This is a genomic window from Agrobacterium sp. 22-223-1, assembly GCF_053522385.1.
The window spans coordinates 1,289,810-1,309,774 of sequence record NZ_JBNWCN010000001.1 but is presented as its reverse complement, the minus strand read 5'-3'; the positions used below and the strand labels follow the sequence as shown (position 1 = coordinate 1,309,774).

The 19,965-nt window shown below is 60.3% G+C and carries 28 protein-coding genes; 11 read left to right on the top strand and 17 right to left on the bottom strand.

Features of this window, described 5'->3' with window-relative positions:
- Nucleotides 1–5 precede the first annotated feature (5 nt).
- Both aat and ACQZ60_RS06520 read left to right on the top strand, forming a co-directional pair.
- Nucleotides 6–650: a leucyl/phenylalanyl-tRNA--protein transferase gene (gene aat / locus ACQZ60_RS06525; RefSeq protein ID WP_448734937.1), complete on the top strand. Its 645-nt coding sequence runs from the start codon at nucleotides 6–8 to the stop codon at nucleotides 648–650.
- Nucleotides 651–729: 79 nt separating this feature from the next.
- The gene (locus ACQZ60_RS06520) at nucleotides 730–1,173 is read left to right on the top strand and encodes a hypothetical protein (protein WP_448734936.1); all 444 of its coding nucleotides are present in this window, start codon (nucleotides 730–732) and stop codon (nucleotides 1,171–1,173) included.
- A 15-nt stretch (nucleotides 1,174–1,188) separates the two neighbouring features.
- Here ACQZ60_RS06520 and ACQZ60_RS06515 read toward each other — a convergent pair whose 3' ends face one another.
- From ACQZ60_RS06515 to gatB, 5 genes are all read right to left on the bottom strand, one after another.
- Nucleotides 1,189–1,626 carry a DUF2155 domain-containing protein gene (locus ACQZ60_RS06515; RefSeq protein WP_003521462.1) on the bottom strand — a complete coding sequence of 146 codons (438 nt, stop codon included), beginning with the start codon at nucleotides 1,624–1,626 and terminating at the stop codon, nucleotides 1,189–1,191.
- Nucleotides 1,627–1,758: 132 nt separating this feature from the next.
- Complete coding sequence (locus ACQZ60_RS06510; protein ID WP_003521463.1) at nucleotides 1,759–2,157, bottom strand: NADH:ubiquinone oxidoreductase subunit NDUFA12; 399 nt, start codon at nucleotides 2,155–2,157, stop codon at nucleotides 1,759–1,761.
- Between the two features lie 109 nt (nucleotides 2,158–2,266).
- On the bottom strand, nucleotides 2,267–2,740 hold the full coding sequence (locus tag ACQZ60_RS06505) for an N-acetyltransferase family protein (protein WP_448734935.1): 474 nt from the start codon (nucleotides 2,738–2,740) through the stop codon (nucleotides 2,267–2,269).
- Nucleotides 2,737–3,234 carry a GNAT family N-acetyltransferase gene (locus tag ACQZ60_RS06500; protein WP_400812266.1) on the bottom strand — a complete coding sequence of 166 codons (498 nt, stop codon included), beginning with the start codon at nucleotides 3,232–3,234 and terminating at the stop codon, nucleotides 2,737–2,739. Before ACQZ60_RS06500 ends, ACQZ60_RS06505 begins: the two co-directional genes overlap by 4 nt.
- Nucleotides 3,235–3,440: 206 nt before the next feature.
- The gene (gene gatB / locus ACQZ60_RS06495) at nucleotides 3,441–4,946 is read right to left on the bottom strand and encodes an Asp-tRNA(Asn)/Glu-tRNA(Gln) amidotransferase subunit GatB (RefSeq protein WP_020810213.1); all 1,506 of its coding nucleotides are present in this window, start codon (nucleotides 4,944–4,946) and stop codon (nucleotides 3,441–3,443) included.
- 151 nt (nucleotides 4,947–5,097) lie between these two features.
- Here gatB and ACQZ60_RS06490 point away from each other — a divergent pair, with 151 nt between their 5' ends.
- Nucleotides 5,098–5,430, top strand: coding sequence for a DUF1294 domain-containing protein (locus ACQZ60_RS06490; protein ID WP_448734934.1), 333 nt, complete (start codon nucleotides 5,098–5,100; stop codon nucleotides 5,428–5,430).
- Here ACQZ60_RS06490 and ACQZ60_RS06485 read toward each other — a convergent pair.
- On the bottom strand, nucleotides 5,412–5,921 hold the full coding sequence (locus tag ACQZ60_RS06485) for an N-acetyltransferase family protein (protein WP_448735319.1): 510 nt from the start codon (nucleotides 5,919–5,921) through the stop codon (nucleotides 5,412–5,414). The genes ACQZ60_RS06490 and ACQZ60_RS06485 overlap by 19 nt on opposite strands.
- Before the next feature lie 276 nt (nucleotides 5,922–6,197).
- Between ACQZ60_RS06485 and ACQZ60_RS06480 the strand changes: the two genes are divergently transcribed.
- Entirely contained in the window at nucleotides 6,198–6,455 is a 258-nt protein-coding gene (locus tag ACQZ60_RS06480) for a YjhX family toxin (RefSeq protein ID WP_003521470.1), read from the top strand.
- Between the two features lie 58 nt (nucleotides 6,456–6,513).
- Here the strand turns inward: ACQZ60_RS06480 and gatA are convergent, their stop codons facing one another.
- The 3 genes from gatA to ACQZ60_RS06465 form a co-directional block, all read right to left on the bottom strand.
- Nucleotides 6,514–7,995, bottom strand: coding sequence for an Asp-tRNA(Asn)/Glu-tRNA(Gln) amidotransferase subunit GatA (gene gatA / locus ACQZ60_RS06475; RefSeq protein ID WP_448734933.1), 1,482 nt, complete (start codon nucleotides 7,993–7,995; stop codon nucleotides 6,514–6,516).
- A gap of 54 nt (nucleotides 7,996–8,049) precedes the next feature.
- A complete protein-coding gene (gene gatC, locus ACQZ60_RS06470; RefSeq protein ID WP_003521472.1) occupies nucleotides 8,050–8,337 on the bottom strand; it encodes an Asp-tRNA(Asn)/Glu-tRNA(Gln) amidotransferase subunit GatC in 288 nt (95 codons plus the stop codon).
- Between the two features lie 125 nt (nucleotides 8,338–8,462).
- On the bottom strand, nucleotides 8,463–9,167 hold the full coding sequence (locus ACQZ60_RS06465) for a metal-dependent hydrolase (RefSeq protein ID WP_080852189.1): 705 nt from the start codon (nucleotides 9,165–9,167) through the stop codon (nucleotides 8,463–8,465).
- 84 nt (nucleotides 9,168–9,251) lie between these two features.
- On the opposite strand from ACQZ60_RS06465, the gene ACQZ60_RS06460 reads away from it, so the two are divergent.
- Nucleotides 9,252–9,554, top strand: a complete 303-nt coding sequence (locus ACQZ60_RS06460; RefSeq protein ID WP_003521474.1) for an alkylphosphonate utilization protein — start codon at nucleotides 9,252–9,254, stop codon at nucleotides 9,552–9,554.
- Nucleotides 9,555–9,568: 14 nt separating this feature from the next.
- Complete coding sequence (gene ruvX / locus ACQZ60_RS06455; RefSeq protein WP_448734932.1) at nucleotides 9,569–10,048, top strand: Holliday junction resolvase RuvX; 480 nt, start codon at nucleotides 9,569–9,571, stop codon at nucleotides 10,046–10,048.
- Here the strand turns inward: ruvX and ACQZ60_RS06450 are convergent.
- From ACQZ60_RS06450 to ACQZ60_RS06420, 7 genes are all read right to left on the bottom strand, one after another.
- Nucleotides 10,000–10,317, bottom strand: coding sequence for a DUF6105 family protein (locus ACQZ60_RS06450; RefSeq protein ID WP_020808937.1), 318 nt, complete (start codon nucleotides 10,315–10,317; stop codon nucleotides 10,000–10,002). The genes ruvX and ACQZ60_RS06450 overlap by 49 nt on opposite strands.
- The gene (locus ACQZ60_RS06445) at nucleotides 10,314–10,448 is read right to left on the bottom strand and encodes a hypothetical protein (RefSeq protein ID WP_256366667.1); all 135 of its coding nucleotides are present in this window, start codon (nucleotides 10,446–10,448) and stop codon (nucleotides 10,314–10,316) included. The genes ACQZ60_RS06450 and ACQZ60_RS06445 overlap by 4 nt, the downstream gene beginning before the upstream one ends.
- A 275-nt stretch (nucleotides 10,449–10,723) precedes the next feature.
- Nucleotides 10,724–11,368 (bottom strand): TetR/AcrR family transcriptional regulator, encoded by a 645-nt coding sequence (locus tag ACQZ60_RS06440; protein ID WP_003521480.1) that lies wholly within the window; start codon nucleotides 11,366–11,368, stop codon nucleotides 10,724–10,726.
- A gap of 154 nt (nucleotides 11,369–11,522) precedes the next feature.
- Complete coding sequence (locus ACQZ60_RS06435; RefSeq protein WP_448734931.1) at nucleotides 11,523–11,897, bottom strand: type II toxin-antitoxin system RelE/ParE family toxin; 375 nt, start codon at nucleotides 11,895–11,897, stop codon at nucleotides 11,523–11,525.
- Entirely contained in the window at nucleotides 11,894–12,190 is a 297-nt protein-coding gene (locus tag ACQZ60_RS06430; protein WP_020808934.1) for a type II toxin-antitoxin system ParD family antitoxin, read from the bottom strand. The genes ACQZ60_RS06435 and ACQZ60_RS06430 overlap by 4 nt, the downstream gene beginning before the upstream one ends.
- A 63-nt stretch (nucleotides 12,191–12,253) precedes the next feature.
- On the bottom strand, nucleotides 12,254–12,865 hold the full coding sequence (locus ACQZ60_RS06425) for a GNAT family N-acetyltransferase (protein ID WP_269830840.1): 612 nt from the start codon (nucleotides 12,863–12,865) through the stop codon (nucleotides 12,254–12,256).
- Nucleotides 12,866–13,002: 137 nt separating this feature from the next.
- Nucleotides 13,003–14,655, bottom strand: coding sequence for an acyl-CoA dehydrogenase family protein (locus tag ACQZ60_RS06420; RefSeq protein WP_020808932.1), 1,653 nt, complete (start codon nucleotides 14,653–14,655; stop codon nucleotides 13,003–13,005).
- A 323-nt stretch (nucleotides 14,656–14,978) separates the two neighbouring features.
- Between ACQZ60_RS06420 and ACQZ60_RS06415 the strand changes: the two genes are divergently transcribed.
- From ACQZ60_RS06415 to dprA, 5 genes are all read left to right on the top strand, one after another.
- Entirely contained in the window at nucleotides 14,979–15,410 is a 432-nt protein-coding gene (locus tag ACQZ60_RS06415) for a hypothetical protein (RefSeq protein WP_080853180.1), read from the top strand.
- Between the two features lie 238 nt (nucleotides 15,411–15,648).
- On the top strand, nucleotides 15,649–16,590 hold the full coding sequence (locus ACQZ60_RS06410; RefSeq protein ID WP_003521487.1) for an aspartate carbamoyltransferase catalytic subunit: 942 nt from the start codon (nucleotides 15,649–15,651) through the stop codon (nucleotides 16,588–16,590).
- On the top strand, nucleotides 16,587–17,879 hold the full coding sequence (locus ACQZ60_RS06405; protein WP_448734930.1) for a dihydroorotase: 1,293 nt from the start codon (nucleotides 16,587–16,589) through the stop codon (nucleotides 17,877–17,879). The genes ACQZ60_RS06410 and ACQZ60_RS06405 overlap by 4 nt, the downstream gene beginning before the upstream one ends.
- A 48-nt stretch (nucleotides 17,880–17,927) precedes the next feature.
- On the top strand, nucleotides 17,928–18,545 hold the full coding sequence (plsY, locus tag ACQZ60_RS06400; protein ID WP_448734929.1) for a glycerol-3-phosphate 1-O-acyltransferase PlsY: 618 nt from the start codon (nucleotides 17,928–17,930) through the stop codon (nucleotides 18,543–18,545).
- A gap of 20 nt (nucleotides 18,546–18,565) precedes the next feature.
- Nucleotides 18,566–19,708 carry a DNA-processing protein DprA gene (dprA, locus tag ACQZ60_RS06395; protein WP_448734928.1) on the top strand — a complete coding sequence of 381 codons (1,143 nt, stop codon included), beginning with the start codon at nucleotides 18,566–18,568 and terminating at the stop codon, nucleotides 19,706–19,708.
- On the opposite strand, the gene ACQZ60_RS06390 is transcribed toward dprA, so the two are convergent.
- Entirely contained in the window at nucleotides 19,661–19,894 is a 234-nt protein-coding gene (locus ACQZ60_RS06390; RefSeq protein ID WP_003521491.1) for a hypothetical protein, read from the bottom strand. The two genes, dprA and ACQZ60_RS06390, sit on opposite strands and share 48 nt — an antisense overlap.
- Between the last annotated feature and the right edge of the window lie 71 nt (nucleotides 19,895–19,965).

Below are 19,965 nucleotides of genomic sequence, written 5' to 3'. Positions count from 1 at the left end.
ACGATATGGTTGGGCGGCGCAGCAGAAATAACGGCATAACGGTCGATATCCTGCTGCGCGCCTATTCCGCCGGCCTGTTCCCAATGGCCGATTCGGCTGACGATCCCGAGCTTTTCTGGGTCGAGCCGGAAATTCGGGGAATCATCCCGCTCAATGGTTTTCACTTTTCCAAAAGCCTCGCCAAGGCGATGCGCAGGAAGCCGTTCGACATACGCTTCAACACCGCTTTCGAAGCGGTGATGGCCGGATGTGCGGCGGAAGCGCCGGACAGGCCAAGCACGTGGATCAACGCCACCATCCGCAGGCTCTATACCGAGTTGCACCAGATCGGCCACGCCCATAGCGTCGAGGCGTGGGAGGGCGAGGAGCTCGTCGGCGGGCTCTACGGCGTCTCGCTGGGCGCCGCCTTCTTCGGCGAAAGCATGTTTTCCCGCCGCACCAATGCATCGAAGATTTGCCTTGTGCATCTGGTCGAGCGTTTGCGGCAGCAGGGATTTACGCTGCTCGACACGCAATTTACGACCGAACATCTGAAGACATTCGGGGCAATCGATATTCCAAAATCGGAATATGCCATGATACTTGAAGCGGCTGTCGACAGGCCGGATGTGCCCTTCGAAAAATTGTCTGCGCAAGAAAATCCACGCTGAAAACAACCTGAGATTTTGCTTGCAACCCTCAAAAACATGACTTATCCGGTCACGATATATGGTTCACCGGGGGATGGTCATGCGCTGGATTGCGGCCTTGTTATTGATGTTGACGCCGGCGGCGAATGTCACCGCTGCCGAACAGCGCCCGAACCCGCAGGCCGCCTGGCGGGGCGAAATTTCCCGAGCCTTGACAGGCGTAACCGGCCGCCCGGAATTCAAGGTCGTGCGGACGAACAAGAAGCAGGTGCTCCTTGTTACTTTCCGCGTTGATCCGGCGGGAAAGATGCAGGCTGTTCAGGTCAAAAACATAAGGGATAGCACCTATCAGACAAGAACGGCCGTGAGGAGGGCATTTTCAGAAATCAGATTCCCCTCACCTCCCGCCGGCGATCAGCCCAAAAAGTTCACCGTTCCGATCGTGATCGAGCCCGAACTGACGCGGGAGGAAATGATCGAACAACTGGAAAGCAAAAGCAAAGCCCTGGCCGATTTGGCCGAGAAGCTCAGACGCCAGAAATAGTCGGGGTCGTGTTAATTACTTGCTTGCCGTAGAGGGAGCGGGAACTTCCGAGTCCTGCTTGCAGCCCGTCAGCCACACGTCGTAGATCGGGTGTTCAACGGCGTTCAGGCCAGGGCTGTCGGCGAACATCCAGCCCGTGAAAATCCGCTTGATCTTGCGGTCGAGCGTGATTTCATCAACCTCGACAAAAGCGTCGATCTTCTGGGTTTCCGTCTGGTCGCGGGAATAACAGACTTTCGGCGTCACCTGAAGCGCGCCGAACTGCACGGTCTCATCGATATAGACATCGAAGGAAGTGATGCGGCCGGTGATCTTGTCGATGCCGGAAAACACCGCCACGCGGTTTTCGAGACGAGCAGCAGAAACGGGCGAAATGAGGATGACAGCAGAGACCGCTGCAAACAGCGAGACTGTCAGCGCACGCAAAGAACGATCCCGCGTGAATTTCCTCATACGATATGTCTCCAAATATTTGCCTGTGTCGAACCGCCGACCGGATCAACGCCTAAGGGCGGAATGTGGCAAAAACCGGTGAGGCCGGATGCAAGCGCGGCGTTTTGCACAACACCGCGCATCGCAAGATGCTTAGTTGCCGGGGGTCCAGGCGTCGTAGTCGCCGGTCACGCGCGGGCGCTCACCGGCCACGGCCAACGATCCCTGCGGGCGATAGGCCTTGGACGAACCGGTGAGGTTCGGCTGATGCGGCTTCTGCCAGTCGCGCGCAACGTAGCTTTCCTGGCTCGGCGGCACGTCGGTGCGGTAATGCATCCAGCCATGCCAGCCGGGCGGAATGGCCGACGCTTCGGCATAACCATTGTAGATCACCCAGCGGCGCGGCATGCCCCAGGAGGTGGTGCCGCCTTCGTAATAGGTGTTGCCCAACTCGTCCTGTCCTACCTTCTTGCCGAAACGCCAGGTATGAAACCGCGTTCCGATCGTCTGGCCGTTCCACCAGGTGAAGATTTGCGTCAGGAGAGTCTTCATTCTACGTTCCTCGGGCTTGAATGCGCCGCAGCGATTTTCCGTGCACGGCACAAGACATGCTTATGCCGCCCCTCACGGCAATTGTCCAGCATTTCGAGATATATCCGTGCTATTTCAGCTTCATCCTGAAGCCTAAATGCCGCTTCTCGAAACCCAGCCGCTCGTAGAAGCGGTGAGCGTCCAGCCGGGCCATGTTGGACGTCAGCTGCGCGGCGTTCAGGCCCTGACGGCGTGCTTCCTCCAGGCAATGATTGATCATCACCGCGCCGATGCCGCGACCGCGCATGTCGGCGCGCGTCTGCACCGCCTCTATCACCATGGACTTTGCCCCTCGACCGACGAGCTTGGTCAGGATCGCCGTCTGGAAGGTGCCGACCACATCGCCATCCAGTTCCGCCACATAGAGCGTTTCGCTCGGCGACGCTTCGATGGCGCGGAAAGCCGCGAGATAATCCGGCTGCGCCGATTCTTCTGCCGTATCGCCGTGGCCGCCGATCTCGTCGGCGGCAAAAATGGCGGCGAGCGCCGGAAGATCGTCTTCGCGCGCCGTGCGGATGATCAGTCTTTGAAGTGCCTCACTCATCGGGTCAGGCTCTTTTCCATAACGATGCCGGGCAGACCCTCGATGCCCGCCATGCGCTCGATTCGGTCGACCTCGACAAATCCGACGCCTTCATAAAAGGCGATTGCGACAGTATTTTTAGGCTCGACTTCCAGCCGCATGATTTCCGCATCCGGAAAACAGGTTTCTAGTTCGGCGAAGAGATCGCGGCCGACGCCCTGCCGCTGGAGGTCGGGCGCGACATAGAGCTGGTGCAGCAGGGCCGTTTTCGCCATTTTGGTGGACATGGAGCCATAGGCCATGCCGCCGATCCGCTTGCCGTCGTCAGCCACCAGAAACTCGCCGCCCTTTTTCTCGATGCGGTCCTTCATGGCCTGCGGCGAATGCCATGCAAGGATCAGCTGGTTCACCTTGTCCGCGCCATAGATCGCATCGTAGGTCGCGTGCCACGTCGTGGCGAGCAGGGTGCGCACCGGCTCAATGTCACGCAGGCTTGCCGTCCGGATGAAGAACATGATTTGGCTCCGTCTTGAAACAGAAATGCCGGGCGTTGATCCCGGCAGAAGTGATGTCAGTCCCTCGTACCCGACGTCATCCTCGGGCCTGTCCCGAGGTCCTGAGCACGTTGGACTTTGTGGGTCGTTAGATCCTCGGGACAAGCCCGAGGATGACGGATGAGAGCTTTCTGCCTCGATACCTATGAGCACGAGGCAGCGTCCGCTTACTCTTCCTCGATACCGAGCTTGGCCTTCACCAGCGCCTGCACCGCCTGCGGGTTGGCCTTGCCGCCCGTCGCCTTCATGACCTGACCGACGAACCAGCCGGCAAGCGTCGGCTTTGCCTTCACCTTCTCGACCTGATCCGGGTTGGCGGCGATGATCTCGTCGACGGCCTTTTCGATGGCGCCGGTATCGGTCACCTGCTTCATGCCGCGGGCTTCCACGATTTCCGCGGGGTTGCCGCCCTCGTTCCAGACGATCTCAAACAGGTCCTTGGCGATCTTGCCGGAGATGGTCTCGGCCTTGATGAGATCTATGATGCCACCGAGCTGTTCTGGCGAAACCGGCGTCGTCTCGATATCCTTGCTGAACTTGTTGAGCGCGCCGAGCAGATCGTTGATGACCCAGTTGGCGGCGGCCTTCGCATCGCGACCGGCGGCGACGGCCTCGTAATAATCGGCAATCGCCTTTTCCGAAACGAGGATCGAGGCGTCATAGACCGACAGGCCAAGATCGGCCACGAAACGGGCCTTCTTGTCGTCAGGCAGTTCCGGCAGGTCGACCTTCAGCGCTTCGACGAAGGCATCGTCGAATTCGAGCGGCAAGAGGTCCGGATCGGGGAAATAACGGTAATCATGCGCATCTTCCTTGGAGCGCATGGACCGCGTCTCGCCCTTGCCGGGATCGAACAGGCGGGTTTCCTGATCGATGACGCCGCCATCTTCCAGAATAGCGACCTGGCGGCGCGCCTCATATTCGATGGCCTGACCGACGAAGCGGATGGAGTTGACGTTCTTGATTTCGCAGCGCGTGCCGAAACCTTCGCCCGGACGGCGCACGGAGACGTTGACGTCGGCGCGCATCGAGCCTTCATCCATGTTGCCGTCGCAGGTGCCGAGATAACGCACGATGGAACGCAGCTTGGTGAGATAGGCCTTGGCCTCGTCCGACGAGCGCATGTCCGGCTTGGAGACGATTTCCATCAGCGCCACGCCCGAACGGTTCAGATCCACGAAGGACATGGTCGGGTGCTGGTCATGCATGGACTTGCCGGCGTCCTGTTCCAGATGCAGGCGTTCGATGCCGATCTCGATATCCTCAAAATTGCCCTGACGGTCCGGACCGAGCGAAATGGTGATGGTGCCCTCGCCGACGATCGGGTCCTTGAACTGCGAAATCTGGTAGCCCTGCGGCAGGTCCGGATAGAAGTAGTTCTTGCGGTCGAAGATCGAGCGATGGTTGATCTTCGCCTTCAGGCCGAGACCGGTGCGCACCGCCTGCTTCACGCATTCCTCGTTGATGACGGGTAGCATGCCGGGCATGGCGGCATCCACCAGCGACACGTTGGAATTCGGCGCATTGCCGAAAGTGGTCGAAGCACCGGAAAACAGCTTGGAATTGGAGAGAACCTGCGCATGCACCTCCATGCCGATCACGATTTCCCAATCGCCAGTGGCGCCGGGAATGAAGCGTTTCGGGTCGGGGGTGCGCACGTCTACAAGGGTCATCTGAAGCTCACGATATACGGGTTCTTTGGCCTTGGTGGGTAGAACAAATGGAGCGCGGGCGCAAGACATCTTGCACCCTCTCACGCCAGGCCCGGGATTTTCGCCGAAACAGGATACGCGTTTTTTACGCTTCCCGGTTTCAATTCACGTCATGGTGACTGTCGCTCTCTGTTTCATAACCTATATCGCCTTCAATCTTTTCGTCTTCCTCGTCTATTGGTGGGACAAGGAAGCGGCGAGGAATGGCGCATGGCGCATCCGGGAAAGCACGCTGTTATCGCTTGCGCTCATCGGCGGCAGCCTGGGCGCAATCTCGGCACAACGGCTGCTGCGGCATAAAACGCGCAAGGAACCGTTCCGCAGCATCCTGATATCGATTGTGATATTGCAGATAGGCCTTGCCGCATCGCTCGCCATCATGCCGGACTGGCCGATGCGGCTGGTGGAGGCTCTGCAAACTCTGTCTCAGAAAGCTGGCCCATAAAGACCGCTCTCGACCTTAGCCAATTGCTTCTGCAGGCCTACCGACTGCACTTCGCGGTCGAGCTTCGGCGCATAGGAGACGGAGAGCCAGCGGACGCTGTAGCCATGGTGGCGGAAAAAGGCGACGGCTGGCTCATTCTGGGCATGGGTTTCAAGCCGGATGGTCTCGAACCCCCTGTCCTCAATCAGCCTTTCGACATCGCCCAACAGGTGGCTGCCGACACCTCTGCGGTGAAAATCAGGATCGATCCAGAAATCGGAAATCGTCTCGTCGAAATGCTCCCGCGCCGCCCAACCCGCAACCGAGCCGCCAAACTCCGCCACCCTGATCGCCAGCCATGACGAGCGGGTAAAATTGGAAAAGGCGCTGGCCGCATTGTCATAAAGGGTCGGGGTGATGCCGAGAGCCGCGGTTGCCTGCCGCCATGCCCTGAGGCCGATGGCCGCCAGAACCTCCGCTTCCTGCTCATGCGCATTGCGAATGACGATCAAGCCGCGCCCTCCATGGCCGTTGAAATTAAACCATTGCCGACGCGATTCGACCAGCATGGTTTTCTCGCGCCCGGCGGGACTTGACCGCCTCGGCTTTGCCCGCTACCCAAAAAGAAGCAAGAACGGAGTTTTTATGTTCGCTCAATCGGAGTCCCGGTAAAGGCCCTGCCCGCAAGTTTCTTGCGCGCCGGGCCATGCTGAAACCGAGCCGGATGCCTTAACGGCACCCGGATTTGCTTTCACGCGTCTATATGACGCCGACCGGACTTCCAAAAAATGGACATTTCCCGCGCCGAACAGCGCATTCTTCACCTGCTCGCCCAGGGCGGCAGAATTGAACTCGTTCGAGACGACGCCCACAAAATCGAAAAACTCGCGCTCTACACGCGTGACGGCTGGATTTTCAGCGGCCTCGATCTCCTCACCTTCCGCAAACTGAAACGGAAGAGAGCGATCGCCTCTTCGGGCGGCAAGCCCTACCGCATCACGACGCGCGGGCTGGAACTCGTGCGGGGTGAGCTGGACAATCGATGAAAAACAAACGGGCGGCATTTGATGCCGCCCGTTCGTGTAGAGAGCTTGGTGAATCCGCTTACCACCACTTGGCGGGCGTGAACTTGCCGGCTGCCTGCTCGATGACATGCGCCGTCTTGAACAGCGTTTCTTCCTCGAAAGGCTTGCCGATAAGCTGGAGGCCGAGCGGCAGGCCCTTGCCGTCGAGACCGGCCGGAACCGAAAGACCCGGAAGACCCGCCATATTGACGGTGATTGTGAAAACGTCCTGCAGGTACATCTTCACCGGATCGGAGGCGAGTTCCTCATCGCCCACAGCGAAAGCGGAAGACGGGGTGATCGGCGCCAGAATGGCGTCGACGCCTTCGTGGAAGACGTTTTCGAAATCGCGCTTGATCAGCGTGCGGACCTTCTGCGCCTTCAGGTAATAGGCGTCGTAATAACCGGCGGACAGCACATAGGTGCCGACCATGATGCGGCGCTGCACTTCCTTGCCGAAGCCGGCGGCGCGGCTCTTTTCATACATATCGGCAATGTCCTTGCCGTCGACGCGCAGGCCGTAGCGAACGCCGTCATAACGGGCAAGGTTGGACGAGGCTTCCGCCGGTGCGACGATGTAATAGGCAGGCAGCGCGTATTTGGTATGCGGCAGCGAGATATCGACGACCTCGGCACCGGCATCGCGCAGCCACTCGACGCCCTTGGCCCAGAGCTTTTCGATTTCTTCCGGCATGCCGTCGACGCGATATTCCTTGGGGATACCGATTTTCAGTCCCTTCAGCGACTGGCCAATGGCCTTTTCGTAATCCGGCACCGGCAGGTCGACAGAGGTGGTGTCTTTCGCATCCACGCTTGCCATGGTCTTCAACAGAATGGCGGCATCACGCACGTCACGGGCAATCGGACCTGCCTGATCGAGCGAGGAAGCATAAGCGACGATGCCGAAGCGCGAGCAGCGGCCATAGGTCGGCTTGATACCGACGGTACCGGTGAAGGCCGCCGGCTGGCGGATGGAGCCGCCGGTATCGGTCGCGGTGGCGCCAGCGCAGAGATGCGCGGCCACGGCTGCGGCCGAACCGCCGGAAGAACCGCCGGGCACCAGCTTCTGTTCGGAGCCATTGGCGCGCCACGGGTTGATGGCCGGGCCATACCAGGAGCTTTCATTGGACGAGCCCATGGCAAATTCGTCCATGTTGAGCTTGCCGAGCATGACGGCGCCCTGATCCCAGAGGTTCTGGGTGACGGTGGATTCATATTTCGGCCTGAAGCCGTCGAGAACATGCGAACATGCCTGCGTGTGCACGTCACGGGTGGCGAACAGGTCCTTCACGCCAAGAGGAACGCCTTCCAGCTCGCCAGCCTTACCGGCGGCGATGCGGTCGTCGGAGGCTTTTGCCATGTCGCGCGCCTTTTCAGGCGTCAAGGCGACATAGGCGTTCAGCGCGCCGTTGGCCGCATCGATGGCGGAGAGATAGGCGTCGGTCAGCTCGAGGGCGGAAAATTCTTTGGCCTTCAGCTTTTCGCGGGCTTCGGCAATGGTCAGGCTCGTCAGGTCGGTCATGGTCGGCAACGGCTTTCGAAATCTTGGAAAAATCGGGCGGCAGAGGCGGTCGGCTTATTCGACCACTTTCGGGACCATGAAGAAGTCCCGGTCGGTCGCAGGCGCATTGGCGACAATGTCTTCCGCCTTGTTGCCGTCGGTCACCACGTCGGCGCGTTTTTTCATGTCCACCGGGGTCACCGAGGTCATCGGCTCAACGCCGTCGACATTCACTTCCGAAAGCTGCTCCACGAAACCGAGTATGCCGTTCAGCTGGCCGAGCATATTCTGTGCTTCTTCTTCGCTGACTGCGATACGGGCAAGGCGCGCAACGCGCTTTACGGTGGCGAGATCGACGGACATGGTTCTACTCCGATGGGATATTTCCCATTCGCTATAATCACCATGTCCGCCATTCGCAACGGTAGAAAGCATGTCGCGCCAAACTGTATGGCGGTTTTGCGGTCGCGACATGTGCAGGAAAAATGTCAGAAGGACAGCGTATCGCCGGCCTTCGGCGTGTGGACGCGCGCTTGCGCCCCTTCCATGCCGGCCACGAACTTCTCCGGCGTCTGGTCGATGATCGGGAAGGAACCGTAATGGCAGGGAATGACATTGCCGAAATTGAAGAAGCGCTGGCAGGCGAGCGCGGCGACGGCTCCGCCCATGGTGAAGCGGTCACCGATCGGCACAAGGCCGATATCCGGCTGATGCAGTTCATTGATGAGCTTCATGTCGGAAAAGATGTCGGTATCGCCCATGTGATAGACGGCCGGGCCGTCTTCGAAATGCAGCATCAGACCGTTGGCATTGCCGAGCGAATGGGAGACGCCGTCTTCGGTGATCTGGGCAGAGGAATGCAGCGCATTGGTGAAGGTGACGGAAAAACCGTCGAAATGCACCGTGCCGCCGGTATTGCCCATATCGACCTTCGCGACGCCCTTGGCGGAGAGCCAGGCGGCGAGATCGGCATTCGCGAGCACGGTCGCGCCGGTTTCGCGGGCAAGCTGCACGGTATCGCCGACATGGTCGCCATGGCCGTGAGTCAGGAGAATATGGGTGATGCCTTCGGCTGCCGACTTTCCATCCTGTCCGGCAAAACCGGGGTTACCGGTGAAGAATGGATCGATGAGGATCTTCGCGCTGCCGTTTTCGAGGCGGAAGGCGGAATGGCCGAGCCAGGTGATTTTCATGGGAAGTTCTCCTTTGTATTGCCGGTATATTATGACATAGGACGGCCTGAACAACCGCACTACCAATATTTAAGAGAGGCGACCATGGCCGCAAATGATGACGAGTACGTGTATGACGAGGCGACCGGTGAATGGCGACCGGCCTCCGAACTGGCTGCAGAAGCGGCGCGTGCGAATGAAGTACGCGATGCGGCGGGCAATGTGCTGGCGGATGGCGATTCCGTCACCCTCATCAAGGATTTGAAGGTCAAGGGCACCAGCACGGTCATCAAGCAGGGCACCGTCATCAAGTCGATCCGCCTGACCGATAATCCGGAAGAGATCGATTGCAAACATGATGCGGTGAAGGGTCTGGTGCTGCGCACCGAATTCGTCCGCAAACGATAAGGACAACATGCGACATGGCAACACTCACCATTGAGGAACTGGCGCAGACGCTTCAGCCGGGGCAGGCGATTGCCGGCCTCGACCTTGGCACGAAGACGATCGGGCTTGCCATGTCGGACCTGTCACGGCGTTTCGCAACGCCGCGCCCCGTCATCAAACGGGTGAAATTCACGCAGGATGCGGAAGTGCTGCTGGCCTTCGCCGAAAAGGAAAAAGTTTTCGCCTTCATCATCGGCCTGCCGATGAACATGGATGGTTCGGCCGGTCCCCGCGTGCAGGCGACGCGCGCCTTCGTGCGGACAATGGGCGAAAAAACCGCCCTGCCCTTCATTTTCTGGGATGAGCGGCTTTCGACGGTCGCGGCCGAGCGCGCATTGCTGGAAATGGACGTCTCACGCGCAAAGCGGGCCGAACGCATCGATTCGGCAGCCGCAAGCTTTATTCTTCAGGGCGCGCTGGACAGGCTTTCCGCACTCACCCGCGCGGCCGACTGACGGCCCTGCCACCACGCGGCAATCTGCTTTCTCTTGCGGAAGGCGAGAATCGCAAAAACGATCAGGCTGTCGACGGCGATGGCGCGCGCCACCAGCGGCGGCAGGCTTTCCGGCGGCAGGCCGAGAATATTGCCGTAAATCTGGAACACCAGATCATGGGTCTGGCGTGTGAGCATGTAGAAACCGAAGCTCATGTCGTAATAGGAAAGCCAGTACCAGCTGCCCAGCAGCGCGACGGGGCCGGCCCAGAGGATCAGAAACCACTTCATGCCGCCTGCCCCCGCACAAACATCGTATCGGGAACGCCGGCAAGCACCGCCCAGCGCACCACGGCCATAAGGCAGAGGTTCAGCGCCGGCGCGTCGATATCCAACGGCAGCATCACAAAAAACGTCATCATGACGCCTAAAGCTGTCCAGCGGCTCACTTGCGGCTCCCTTATGCGCAGTCATTGCGCATGGTTAACATTTCGTTAATCCACACTGGACCGGCAGCCATGGCGAGGCAAATGAAAGCTGTCGTTATGGTTAACGACGGGCGGCCGGCATGTGGAAAAGAACGTGATCGCGTGAACGGCCGGATGCGCCGGGCGGTTGCCGGCCCGGTGAAAACATGACTGATTTTTCTTTAATGCACAGGCCCAAGCGCGACTGTCTTCCGCCTGCGGAAACCGGTTCAGCCGTAAACGCCGCGCACCAGCCTTTTGACGGCAGTAGCGATCTTGTCCCAGTCCCGGTCCGATTTGAGCGGTACGCCAGCGAACTGACCGCTGGTGGCAGCGGAAATGACGAGGTGCTGAATGGCGGCGAACAGTACGGCATTGACGGCCGCTGTATCCACCCCCTTCGGCGCCGCCAGCGAACCGCGCATCCGCTCCAGCCATTTGCCCAGCGATTTGGCGCGGGCTTCGGCCAGTTGCCGCACCTGCGGTGAACCGTCAGACACTTCCCAGGCGATGATCTTGCAGACGAGAGGATCGCTGCGCAGCGCATCCATGAAATAAAGCGCGAGCTTTTCCATGAGGTCGCCATAGGTCAAAAGGAACATGCCGCCGGTATCTTCCGGAATGCGATCCTTCACCCAGGAACCGAGGTCCTCGCCGATCGCCTCGATCAGGCCATCGAGGCCGCCGAAATAACGGTAGATGAGCTGCTTGTCGCAGCCGGCGCGGCGGGCAACGGCATTGATGCCAAAACCCTGAAATCCCTCTTCGGCAAGCAGCGACCGCGCCGCATTAAAAATCGCCTTCTCGGTCTGAGCGCGATCCTTGATGCGCTTTTCCGGTCTGTCGGCTGAAATCGCCTCTGCGGTCGCCAGCATGATTCCCTACCCGTGTTTTGAAAGGCCTTCCTCAACGGGTTAACAAAGCATGAAGGGAAGAACAACGTGGCGGGGCGGATGGACGGAAGGTTCTTGTGGATGAAGGGTACGCCATGCCGTTTCCGGCACACGCCGGAAAAGCATCCACGCATTTTCAGGCGCTGACATCTCCATAGTCAACCGGGAGATGCCGCTCGATTTCCATGGAATCATGAAGAATGCGACCGATGCCCACCAAATCGGGATTCAACACGCGATACAGCAACAGATGCCTCGGATATTTAACTAGGCCGGTTTCACTTCTCGCCCTCTCCCGGCTGTAGCGGAGATGGTAGCTGCGCACATCGTCTGCCACTTCCGGACGGAGACTTGTTCCGGAACGAAACGGATCCCGCGCAACATCACGCAGCGCCGTGACAAGCAGTTTTTCGTAGCGTTTTCTCGCTGCGGCCCCAAATGTCGCGTGGGTCCATCCAAGAATTTCAATAATGTCCGATTGCGCGGCTTCGGACAGACGATACTTCGTCATGCCTTATCAGATTTGGCAAGGCGCGCTTCAGCGTCGCGTCCGAGAGCGGAAATGAAGTCGTCGAGATCATCATCCGCGACATCCGTAAAACGGCCTTGATCAAGGTCTGCGAAGCCCTGTTGCGCCGCCACCCTCAAGGCTTCCAATCTGGTCACCTCAAGGCGCTCGCGTCTTTCGATCAATCGTAAGCCCTCGCGTAGCACTTCGCTGGCATTTTGATAGCGGCCAGATTTAACGAGTTCGTCTATGATCTCTTCGTGATGCTGTGTTAGAACGACGTTACGCGTTGGCATCAGAGCCTCCACCAGATATTAGCGACGTCCAACAATACCACCGATTGGCATAATCTGCCAATATTACTCCAGCGCCATGCCGAACCAGACGCTGCCGGGCGTTTCGTGGCTTTCGAGGCGTTTGAAGCCACGGGTTTCCCAGAAACGCATACCCGCATGGTTGCGTTCGCTGGCGCCGAGGTGGATGCCGTAGACGTTGTTCTGTCTCGCCATATCGAGCCAGCGCGACAGAAGCCGGGTGCCGCCGCCCTTGCCCTGTGTGCGCGGCAGGAGGTTCATGTGGATATGGGCCGGAAACGGATCGGTGAGCCAGGCGGGTGTGCGGCGCGGATGATGGATGAACTGGGCGCGGCGCTGGTCGGCGTCCCATGTCTGCTGGTCGCCGCCGGGATCGGGGTAAAGGCTGCGCAGATGCGGCCACCATTCCCGCTCCAGCCGTTCTTCGTGCAGCGCCGTATCGAGTGCGCCGACGATATAACCGCACACACCCTCTTCATCCTCCGCCACGAAAACGGCATCGGGCCAGAGATGCAGATAGGGCACGGAATAGATGTGCCCGACCATGCGGCCATCCTTGTAAAGGGTGGTGGCGTCCTGCCCGGCATCGCCGGTGGCGAGGCTTATGGCGTAGAGCGCGTCTTCATCCTCGGAACGGGCGGAACGGAAGGTCAGCATTGGCAGCCGCCTTCCCTTGCCGCGCATCGATGCGCGAAAGTGTCACGACAGATCAGAACACGCTTTACGCCATTGCTGTTTTTCAAATCCGAGACCCCTCCCGCCGGGACTGCAAAACCTTCATCCGCATGCATCGGTCAAGATGCAGGCGGATAAAGAAGATCGATTATATAATTCGGATCGAAGCGGGAATCGAGCATGCCGTAAGTATGCCGCCAGCCGCCCGCCAGACGGGTCTCGAGGAAGGCATCGGCAATCTTGCCGGCGCCGAGACGGCAAAGCTCGGCGGCAGCGGCCGCAAGCGCGAACTGCTCCACCAGCAGGCGGGCCGCTCCCTCGTCACGTTCGGCAAGGGCGATTGCGGCGCGCAGCACGTCGGTGGTCTTTTTGCCGGCTGCCCCGAGATCACGCTCCAGCGTCTGGAAGACGAGATCGAACAGATCCTTGCCGCGCTGGAGAACCCGCAGCACATCCAGCGCCATGACGTTGCCGGAGCCTTCCCAGATGGCGTTGACGGGCGCTTCGCGATAGTGGCGGGCAATCGGCCGCTCTTCCACGTAACCGTTGCCGCCAAGGCACTCCATGGCTTCATAGATGAGCGCCGGCGCAATTTTGCAGCACCAGTATTTCACGATTGGCGTCATCACCCGCGCATAGGCGGCTTCGGCCGGATTGTTGCGGGCGGCGTCGAATGCGGTCGCCAGCCGGAAGGAGAGCGCAGTGGCCGCCGCCACATCCAGCGCCATGTCGGCGAGAACGCGCGTCATGATCGGTTGCGTGACCAGCATCTTGCCGAAAACAGAACGGCCGCGGGCATAGTGCACGGCTTCGGCAAGCGAGGCGCGCATCATGCCGGCGGAGGCAAGCGCGCAATCGAGCCGCGTCAGTGTCACCATGTCGAGGATCGTACGGATGCCGCTGCCGGGATCGCCCAGCAGATAACCGAAGGCATCTGTGAATTCGACTTCGGCGGATGCGTTGGAGCGATTACCGAGCTTGTCCTTGAGGCGCTGGAAGTGCAGGCCGTTCTTTGAGCCATCCTCCAGATAACGCGGCACGAGGAAGCAGCCCATGCCGTCGCCCATCTGGGCGAGCATGACGAAACCGTCGCTCATCGGCGCGGAGAGGAACCACTTGTGACCGGACAGGCGATAGATGCCCTCGCCCACCCGCTCGGCCGTCGTACGGTTGGCGCGCACATCCGTGCCGCCCTGCTTTTCCGTCATGCCCATGCCAATGGTGACGGCGGTTTTCTGCAGGGCCGGTTTCTGCGAAGAATCATATTTGCGCGAGAGGATCTTCGGCGCCCATTCCTTCTGCACGCGCGGCGAAGCCATGATGGCCGCGACGGAGGCGCTGGTCATGGTCAGCGGGCAAAGATGCCCGGCCTCGAGTTGCGAGGTCAGGTAAAATTTCGTGGCGCGGGCCTTGTGCTCATTGCCGCGCGTATCGGGAGAATTTTCCCAGACGCTGGAATGCAGGCCTGACGACATGGAACGGCGCATCAGCGCATGCCAGGCGGGATGGAATTCCACCTGATCCAGACGCTCGCCGCGCGGGCCGTGGGTATGCAGCTGCGGCACGCCCTGATTGGCCATGCGCGCCAGTTCCTGCGCCTCATGCGACGTGACATAGCGGCCGAGCTGGTCGAACTCATCCCTTAGATTGCGCGACAGGCCGGAAGTGAGGTCGACGATCAGCGGATCGGAACGATAGGCGTTGATACCGGACCAGAGGCTTGGCTGGTTCAGTTCGGCGAGCGTTTCTTCTGTCCGGGAATTCTGGGTCATCCGCTGCTTCTAGCTGTTTTGTACTGGCGTTGCATAGTGGGGTGATATTGCATAATTCCACCCGCAGGAAGCGATTGAGACGATTAAACCGCCGCTTTCAGCATTTTTCGGGAGTGATCCTGATTTAGGTATCCGGCCCGGAGAATACCAAACACGTTTCCGGCAAGATCAACGACAGTCCCCAAAAAGCCGCGCAGAAGTTGCGGCAGCAACCGGCGGGCATGCGGATAAACGCATTCTCCATAATCTGCGGCCGGATGTGGAACCTGCGGCAGGCTTTTTCGGTTGGCGACTTTGCTGAACGGCTGCACAGGGAGGAGACCATGGAGGCCAGCGTAAGAAAGCTCTTCGAGCGATATGAGCGATTTTTCAACAAGTCCCTCAAAGGTGACATGGATATGGAGGAGGTCGCCTCCCTCTACGCCTCCGACTTCATCGCCGCCTCCCCCGCCGGGGTGATGACCGGAAAGAACGATGACCACTTGAAGCAGGTCATGATGAAGGGTTACGAGCGCTACCGGACGATCGGAACGAAGGAGATGCGGATACGCGACATCCGTATCTCGCCCATCGACGACCATCATTGCCTTGCCCATGTTGCCTGGACGGCGACCTTCGATCGCAAGCGACAACCGGATGTCGCAATCGATTTCGATGTTCACTACTTCGTCCAGAGGCTGGATGGGGCGCCGAAAGTTTTCGGCTGGGCGTCAGGCGACGAACAGGCGCTTTTGAAGGAGCATGGCATCGTTTGATGCCTGCGCCTTCCATCGTCAGGCCGTTTGCCCTCGAGGGTTGGGGAAACATCGCCATGTTTTCATTTCAGGAGTTGCGGGCGCTTGCCCCGCGACCATGCAGTCTCTATAGAGCGCAGGACCGAATTCCGCCGCACTCCTGAGGCGTGTTCACAGCGAATGGGAGCGCGCGGATCAGCATTCGGGCGTTCCGGGCATTTTCACGGGAAAATGCGGCGCCCGTCAGGAGGCAAACCGCATGGTCTTCTTCCCCCATCGCCATCTCCTCGGCATCAAGGGGCTTTCCCATCAGGATATTACCCTGCTTCTCGACAAGGCCGACGAGGCGGTGAAAATCAGCCGCCAGCGCGAGAAAAAGACCTCGACGCTTCGGGGCCTGACGCAGATCAACCTGTTCTTCGAAGCCTCGACGCGCACGCAATCCTCCTTCGAGCTTGCCGGAAAGCGTCTCGGCGCAGACGTGATGAACATGTCGGTCGGCAATTCCTCGGTGAAGAAGGGCGAAACGCTGATCGATACGGCGATGACGCTGAACGCCATGCGCCCGGATGTGCTGGTGGTTCGCCACTCCTCCGCCGGAGCCGCGGCGCTGCTGGCGCAAAAGGTCGCCTGCTCGGTCGTCAATGCCGGCGACGGCCAGCATGAGCACCCGACGCAGGCGCTGCTCGACGCGCTGACCATCCGCCGCGCCAAGGGCGAACTGTCCGGCATCACGGTGGCAATCTGCGGCGACGTGCTGCATTCGCGCGTTGCCCGTTCCAACATCATCCTGCTCAACCAGATGGGGGCGCGCGTTCGCGTCGTCGCCCCCGCCACGCTTTTGCCCTCCGGTATCCGCGACATGAGCGTCGAAGTCTTCCACGACATGAAGGAAGGGCTGAAGAACGCCGATGTGGTGATGATGCTGCGCCTGCAGCGCGAGCGCATGTCCGGCTCCTTCGTGCCTTCGGTGCGCGAATATTTCCATTATTACGGCCTCGATGCCGAAAAGCTGAAGGCGGCGAAGGAAGATGCGCTGGTCATGCATCCCGGCCCGATGAACCGCGGCGTGGAAATCGCCTCCGACGTGGCCGACGGTCCGCAGAGCGTGATCGAAAGCCAGGTGGAAATGGGGGTTGCCGTGCGCATGGCGGTCATGGAAACCCTGCTTGTCTCGCAAAATCAGGGTGAGCGCGTATGAGTGCCGTTACCGTTCTCAACAATCTCCGCATCGTCGATCCGTCCCGTAACCTCGACGAGACCGGCAGCATCGTTATCGGTGCCGACGGCACCATTCTCGCGGCCGGCAAGGACGCGCATAATCAGGGCGCTCCCGAAGGGGCGACCGTTCGCGACTGCAAGGGTCTGCTGGCCGTTCCCGGTCTGGTGGACGCCCGTGTTTTCGTTGGCGAACCCGGCGCAGAGCACCGCGAAACCATCGAATCCGCCTCGCGCGCGGCAGCGGCCGGCGGTGTCACCAGCATCATCGTCATGCCCGATACCGATCCTGTTATCGATGACATCGCGCTGGTCGAATATGTGAAGAAGACGGCGCGCGACAAGGCGCTCGTCAATGTGCATCCCGCAGCAGCACTCACCAAGGGTCTGAACGGCGAGGAAATGACCGAATTCGGCATGTTGAAGGAAGCCGGCGCGGTCGCCTTCACCAATGGCCGCAAGGCGCTTTCCGATACGCTGGTGCTGCGCCGCGCCATGACCTATGCGCGCGAACTGGGCGCAGTGATCGCGCTCGAGACGCGCGACAAATATATCGGCGGCGGCGACATGAACGAGGGGCTTTTCGCAAGCTGGCTCGGGCTGTCGGGTGTTCCGAAGGAAGCCGAGATCATTCCGCTGGAGCGCGACCTGCGCATTGCCGGGCTGACACAGGCGATCTACCACGCCGCCAAGATTTCCGTGCCCGAATCGGCAGAAGCGATCCGCGTTGCGCGGCAGCGGGGCGTAAAGGCCACCTGCGGCATCTCGATCAACCATCTGACGCTCAACGAGAACGACATCGGCGAATACCGCACCTTCTTCAAGCTTTCGCCGCCGCTGCGCGCCGAAGACGACCGCAAGGCCATGGTGGAAGCACTGAAGGACGGCACCATCGATATCATCGTCTCCTCGCACGACCCGCAGGATGTCGACACCAAACGCCTGCCGTTTTCGGATGCGGCGAGCGGCGCGGTCGGGCTCGAAACCCTGCTGGCCGCGGCGCTGCGCCTGCACCATAGCGGCGAAGTTCCGCTGATGCGGCTGATCGATGCGCTCTCCACCCGCCCGGCGAAGATTTTCGGACTGGATGCGGGAACGCTGAAGGCGGGCGCGAAGGCCGATATCACGCTGATCGATCTCGACGAGCCGTGGCTCGTGGCAAAGGAGCAGCTGGTCTCGAAATCCAAGAACACCCCGTTCGAGGATGCCCGTTTCAGCGGCCGCGCGGTTGCCACTTATGTGGCTGGCAAAGCCGTTCATTCCTTGGCATAAGATCACCAACAGAGATCACGCGGCCAGCGCGACAGAGGGGACGTTTGAATGAGTGCTTTGACTGACTGGCAGACGGCGCCTGCCCTTCTCGCGCTTTCGGCGCTGATCGGCTATCTGTTCGGTTCTATTCCCTTCGGCCTCATTCTTACCCGCATGGCGGGGCTGGGCGACGTGCGCAAGATCGGCTCCGGCAATATCGGCGCGACCAATGTGCTGCGCACCGGCAACAAGAAGCTCGCCGCCGCAACGCTGCTGATGGACGCGCTGAAGGGCACGGCGGCGGTGCTGGTCGCCAATGCGCTCTGGGGTTACGAAGCGTCGCTGGTCGCCGGTTTCTTCGCCTTCCTCGGCCACCTCTTTCCGGTGTGGCTCGGCTTCAAGGGCGGCAAGGGTGTGGCGACCTATATCGGCGTGCTCTTGGGTGCCGCACCGCTGATGATGCTGGCCTTTGCGCTCATCTGGCTCGCGACCGCCTTCATCACCCGTTATTCCTCGCTCTCGGCGCTTTTGGCCATGCTGGTCATTCCCGTGGCCCTCTGGGTGCTCGGACCTGAAAAGACGGCGCTGCTGGTGACGCTGCTGAGTGCGATTTCATGGTGGAAGCACCGCGAGAACATCGCGCGGCTTCTGGCGGGCACTGAAAGCAGGATCGGGCAAAAGGGCTGAGACCCATTTAAGGATATGCCATGCCGCATGAGGAAACGACACGGCAGGGCATAGAGCTTTCCGCGCGGCAGCGGGTCGCGTGGCTGAGGCTCATCCGCAGCGACAATATCGGTCCCGTCACCTTCCGCGAACTCATCAATCATTTCGGCAGCGCCGAAAAGGCGCTCGATGCCCTGCCCGAGCTTTCGCGGCGCGGCGGCTCGTCGCGCAGCCCACGCATCGCCACACAGGCGGAGGCGGAAGACGAGATCGGGACAGCAGAGAAATTCGGCGCGCGTTTCGTCGGCATCGGTGAGCCGGATTACCCACCTGCCCTGCGGCAGCTGGATGGCGCGCCGCCGCTGATCGCCATGAAAGGATCGGCAGCGACCGCGACAAGACCGAGCGTCGGCATCGTCGGCTCCCGCAACGCCTCCATCAACGGCGCGAAATTCGCCGCCATGCTCGCGCGCGATTGCGGCCGCGCCGGCTATAGCATCGCCTCGGGGCTGGCGCGTGGCATCGATGCGGCCGCACACCGGGCAAGCCTTGCAACGGGCACGGTTGCCATGCTGGCCGGCGGCCTCAACCGCCCCTACCCGCAGGAAAATTTCGGGCTCTTGCAGGAGATATACGATCAGGGCGGCGCGACGATCAGCGAAATGCCCTTTGGCTGGGAACCGCGCGCCCGCGATTTTCCCCGCCGCAACCGATTGATCGCCGGCGTCTCCCTCGGTGTCGTCATCGTCGAAGCGGCGGAGCGCTCCGGCTCGCTGATAACGGCAAGGCTTGCCGGAGAAGCGGGACGGCTGGTTTTTGCCGTGCCCGGCTCCCCGCTCGATGCACGCTGCGAGGGCACCAACCGGCTGATCAAGGAAGGCGCGATGCTGACCACGGGCGCGGCCGATATTCTGGAAGCGCTGCGGCCGCTGATGGAGCCGCAATTGCCCTATGAACGCAAGATCGAGGAACCGAGATCCGACACCGAGATGTCACCACCAGGGGACGACGAGCGCAGCATCATCGCAGCCGCTCTCGGTCCCTCGCCCGTGGAAACGGACGATATCATCCGTCACACAGGTTTTTCCGCTGCAACCGTTCATCTGGTGCTGCTGGAGCTTGATATTGCCGGACGTCTAAACCGGCATGCCGGGGGGCGTGTGTCGCTCTTCATCGCGGATTGACAGCTTGCGCCGTCCGCTCTGGATATCGCCGACTTCGACATAGGCCATCTCGATCAGATAACACAGCATGTCGGCCCCCTCACGGCTTGCGACCTGCCGCAGTTCCGCGAGCATCTGGCGAATGTAAGCCAAGTTCTCTCTGGTCCCTTCATTATCGGCATTATTGTTTGTTGCGTTGGGGACCATATATCTATCCTGCAAAATTTGCCTGAAACGAAGAGCAATAAGTCGATTCAAATGATGTTGCCCATCATAAC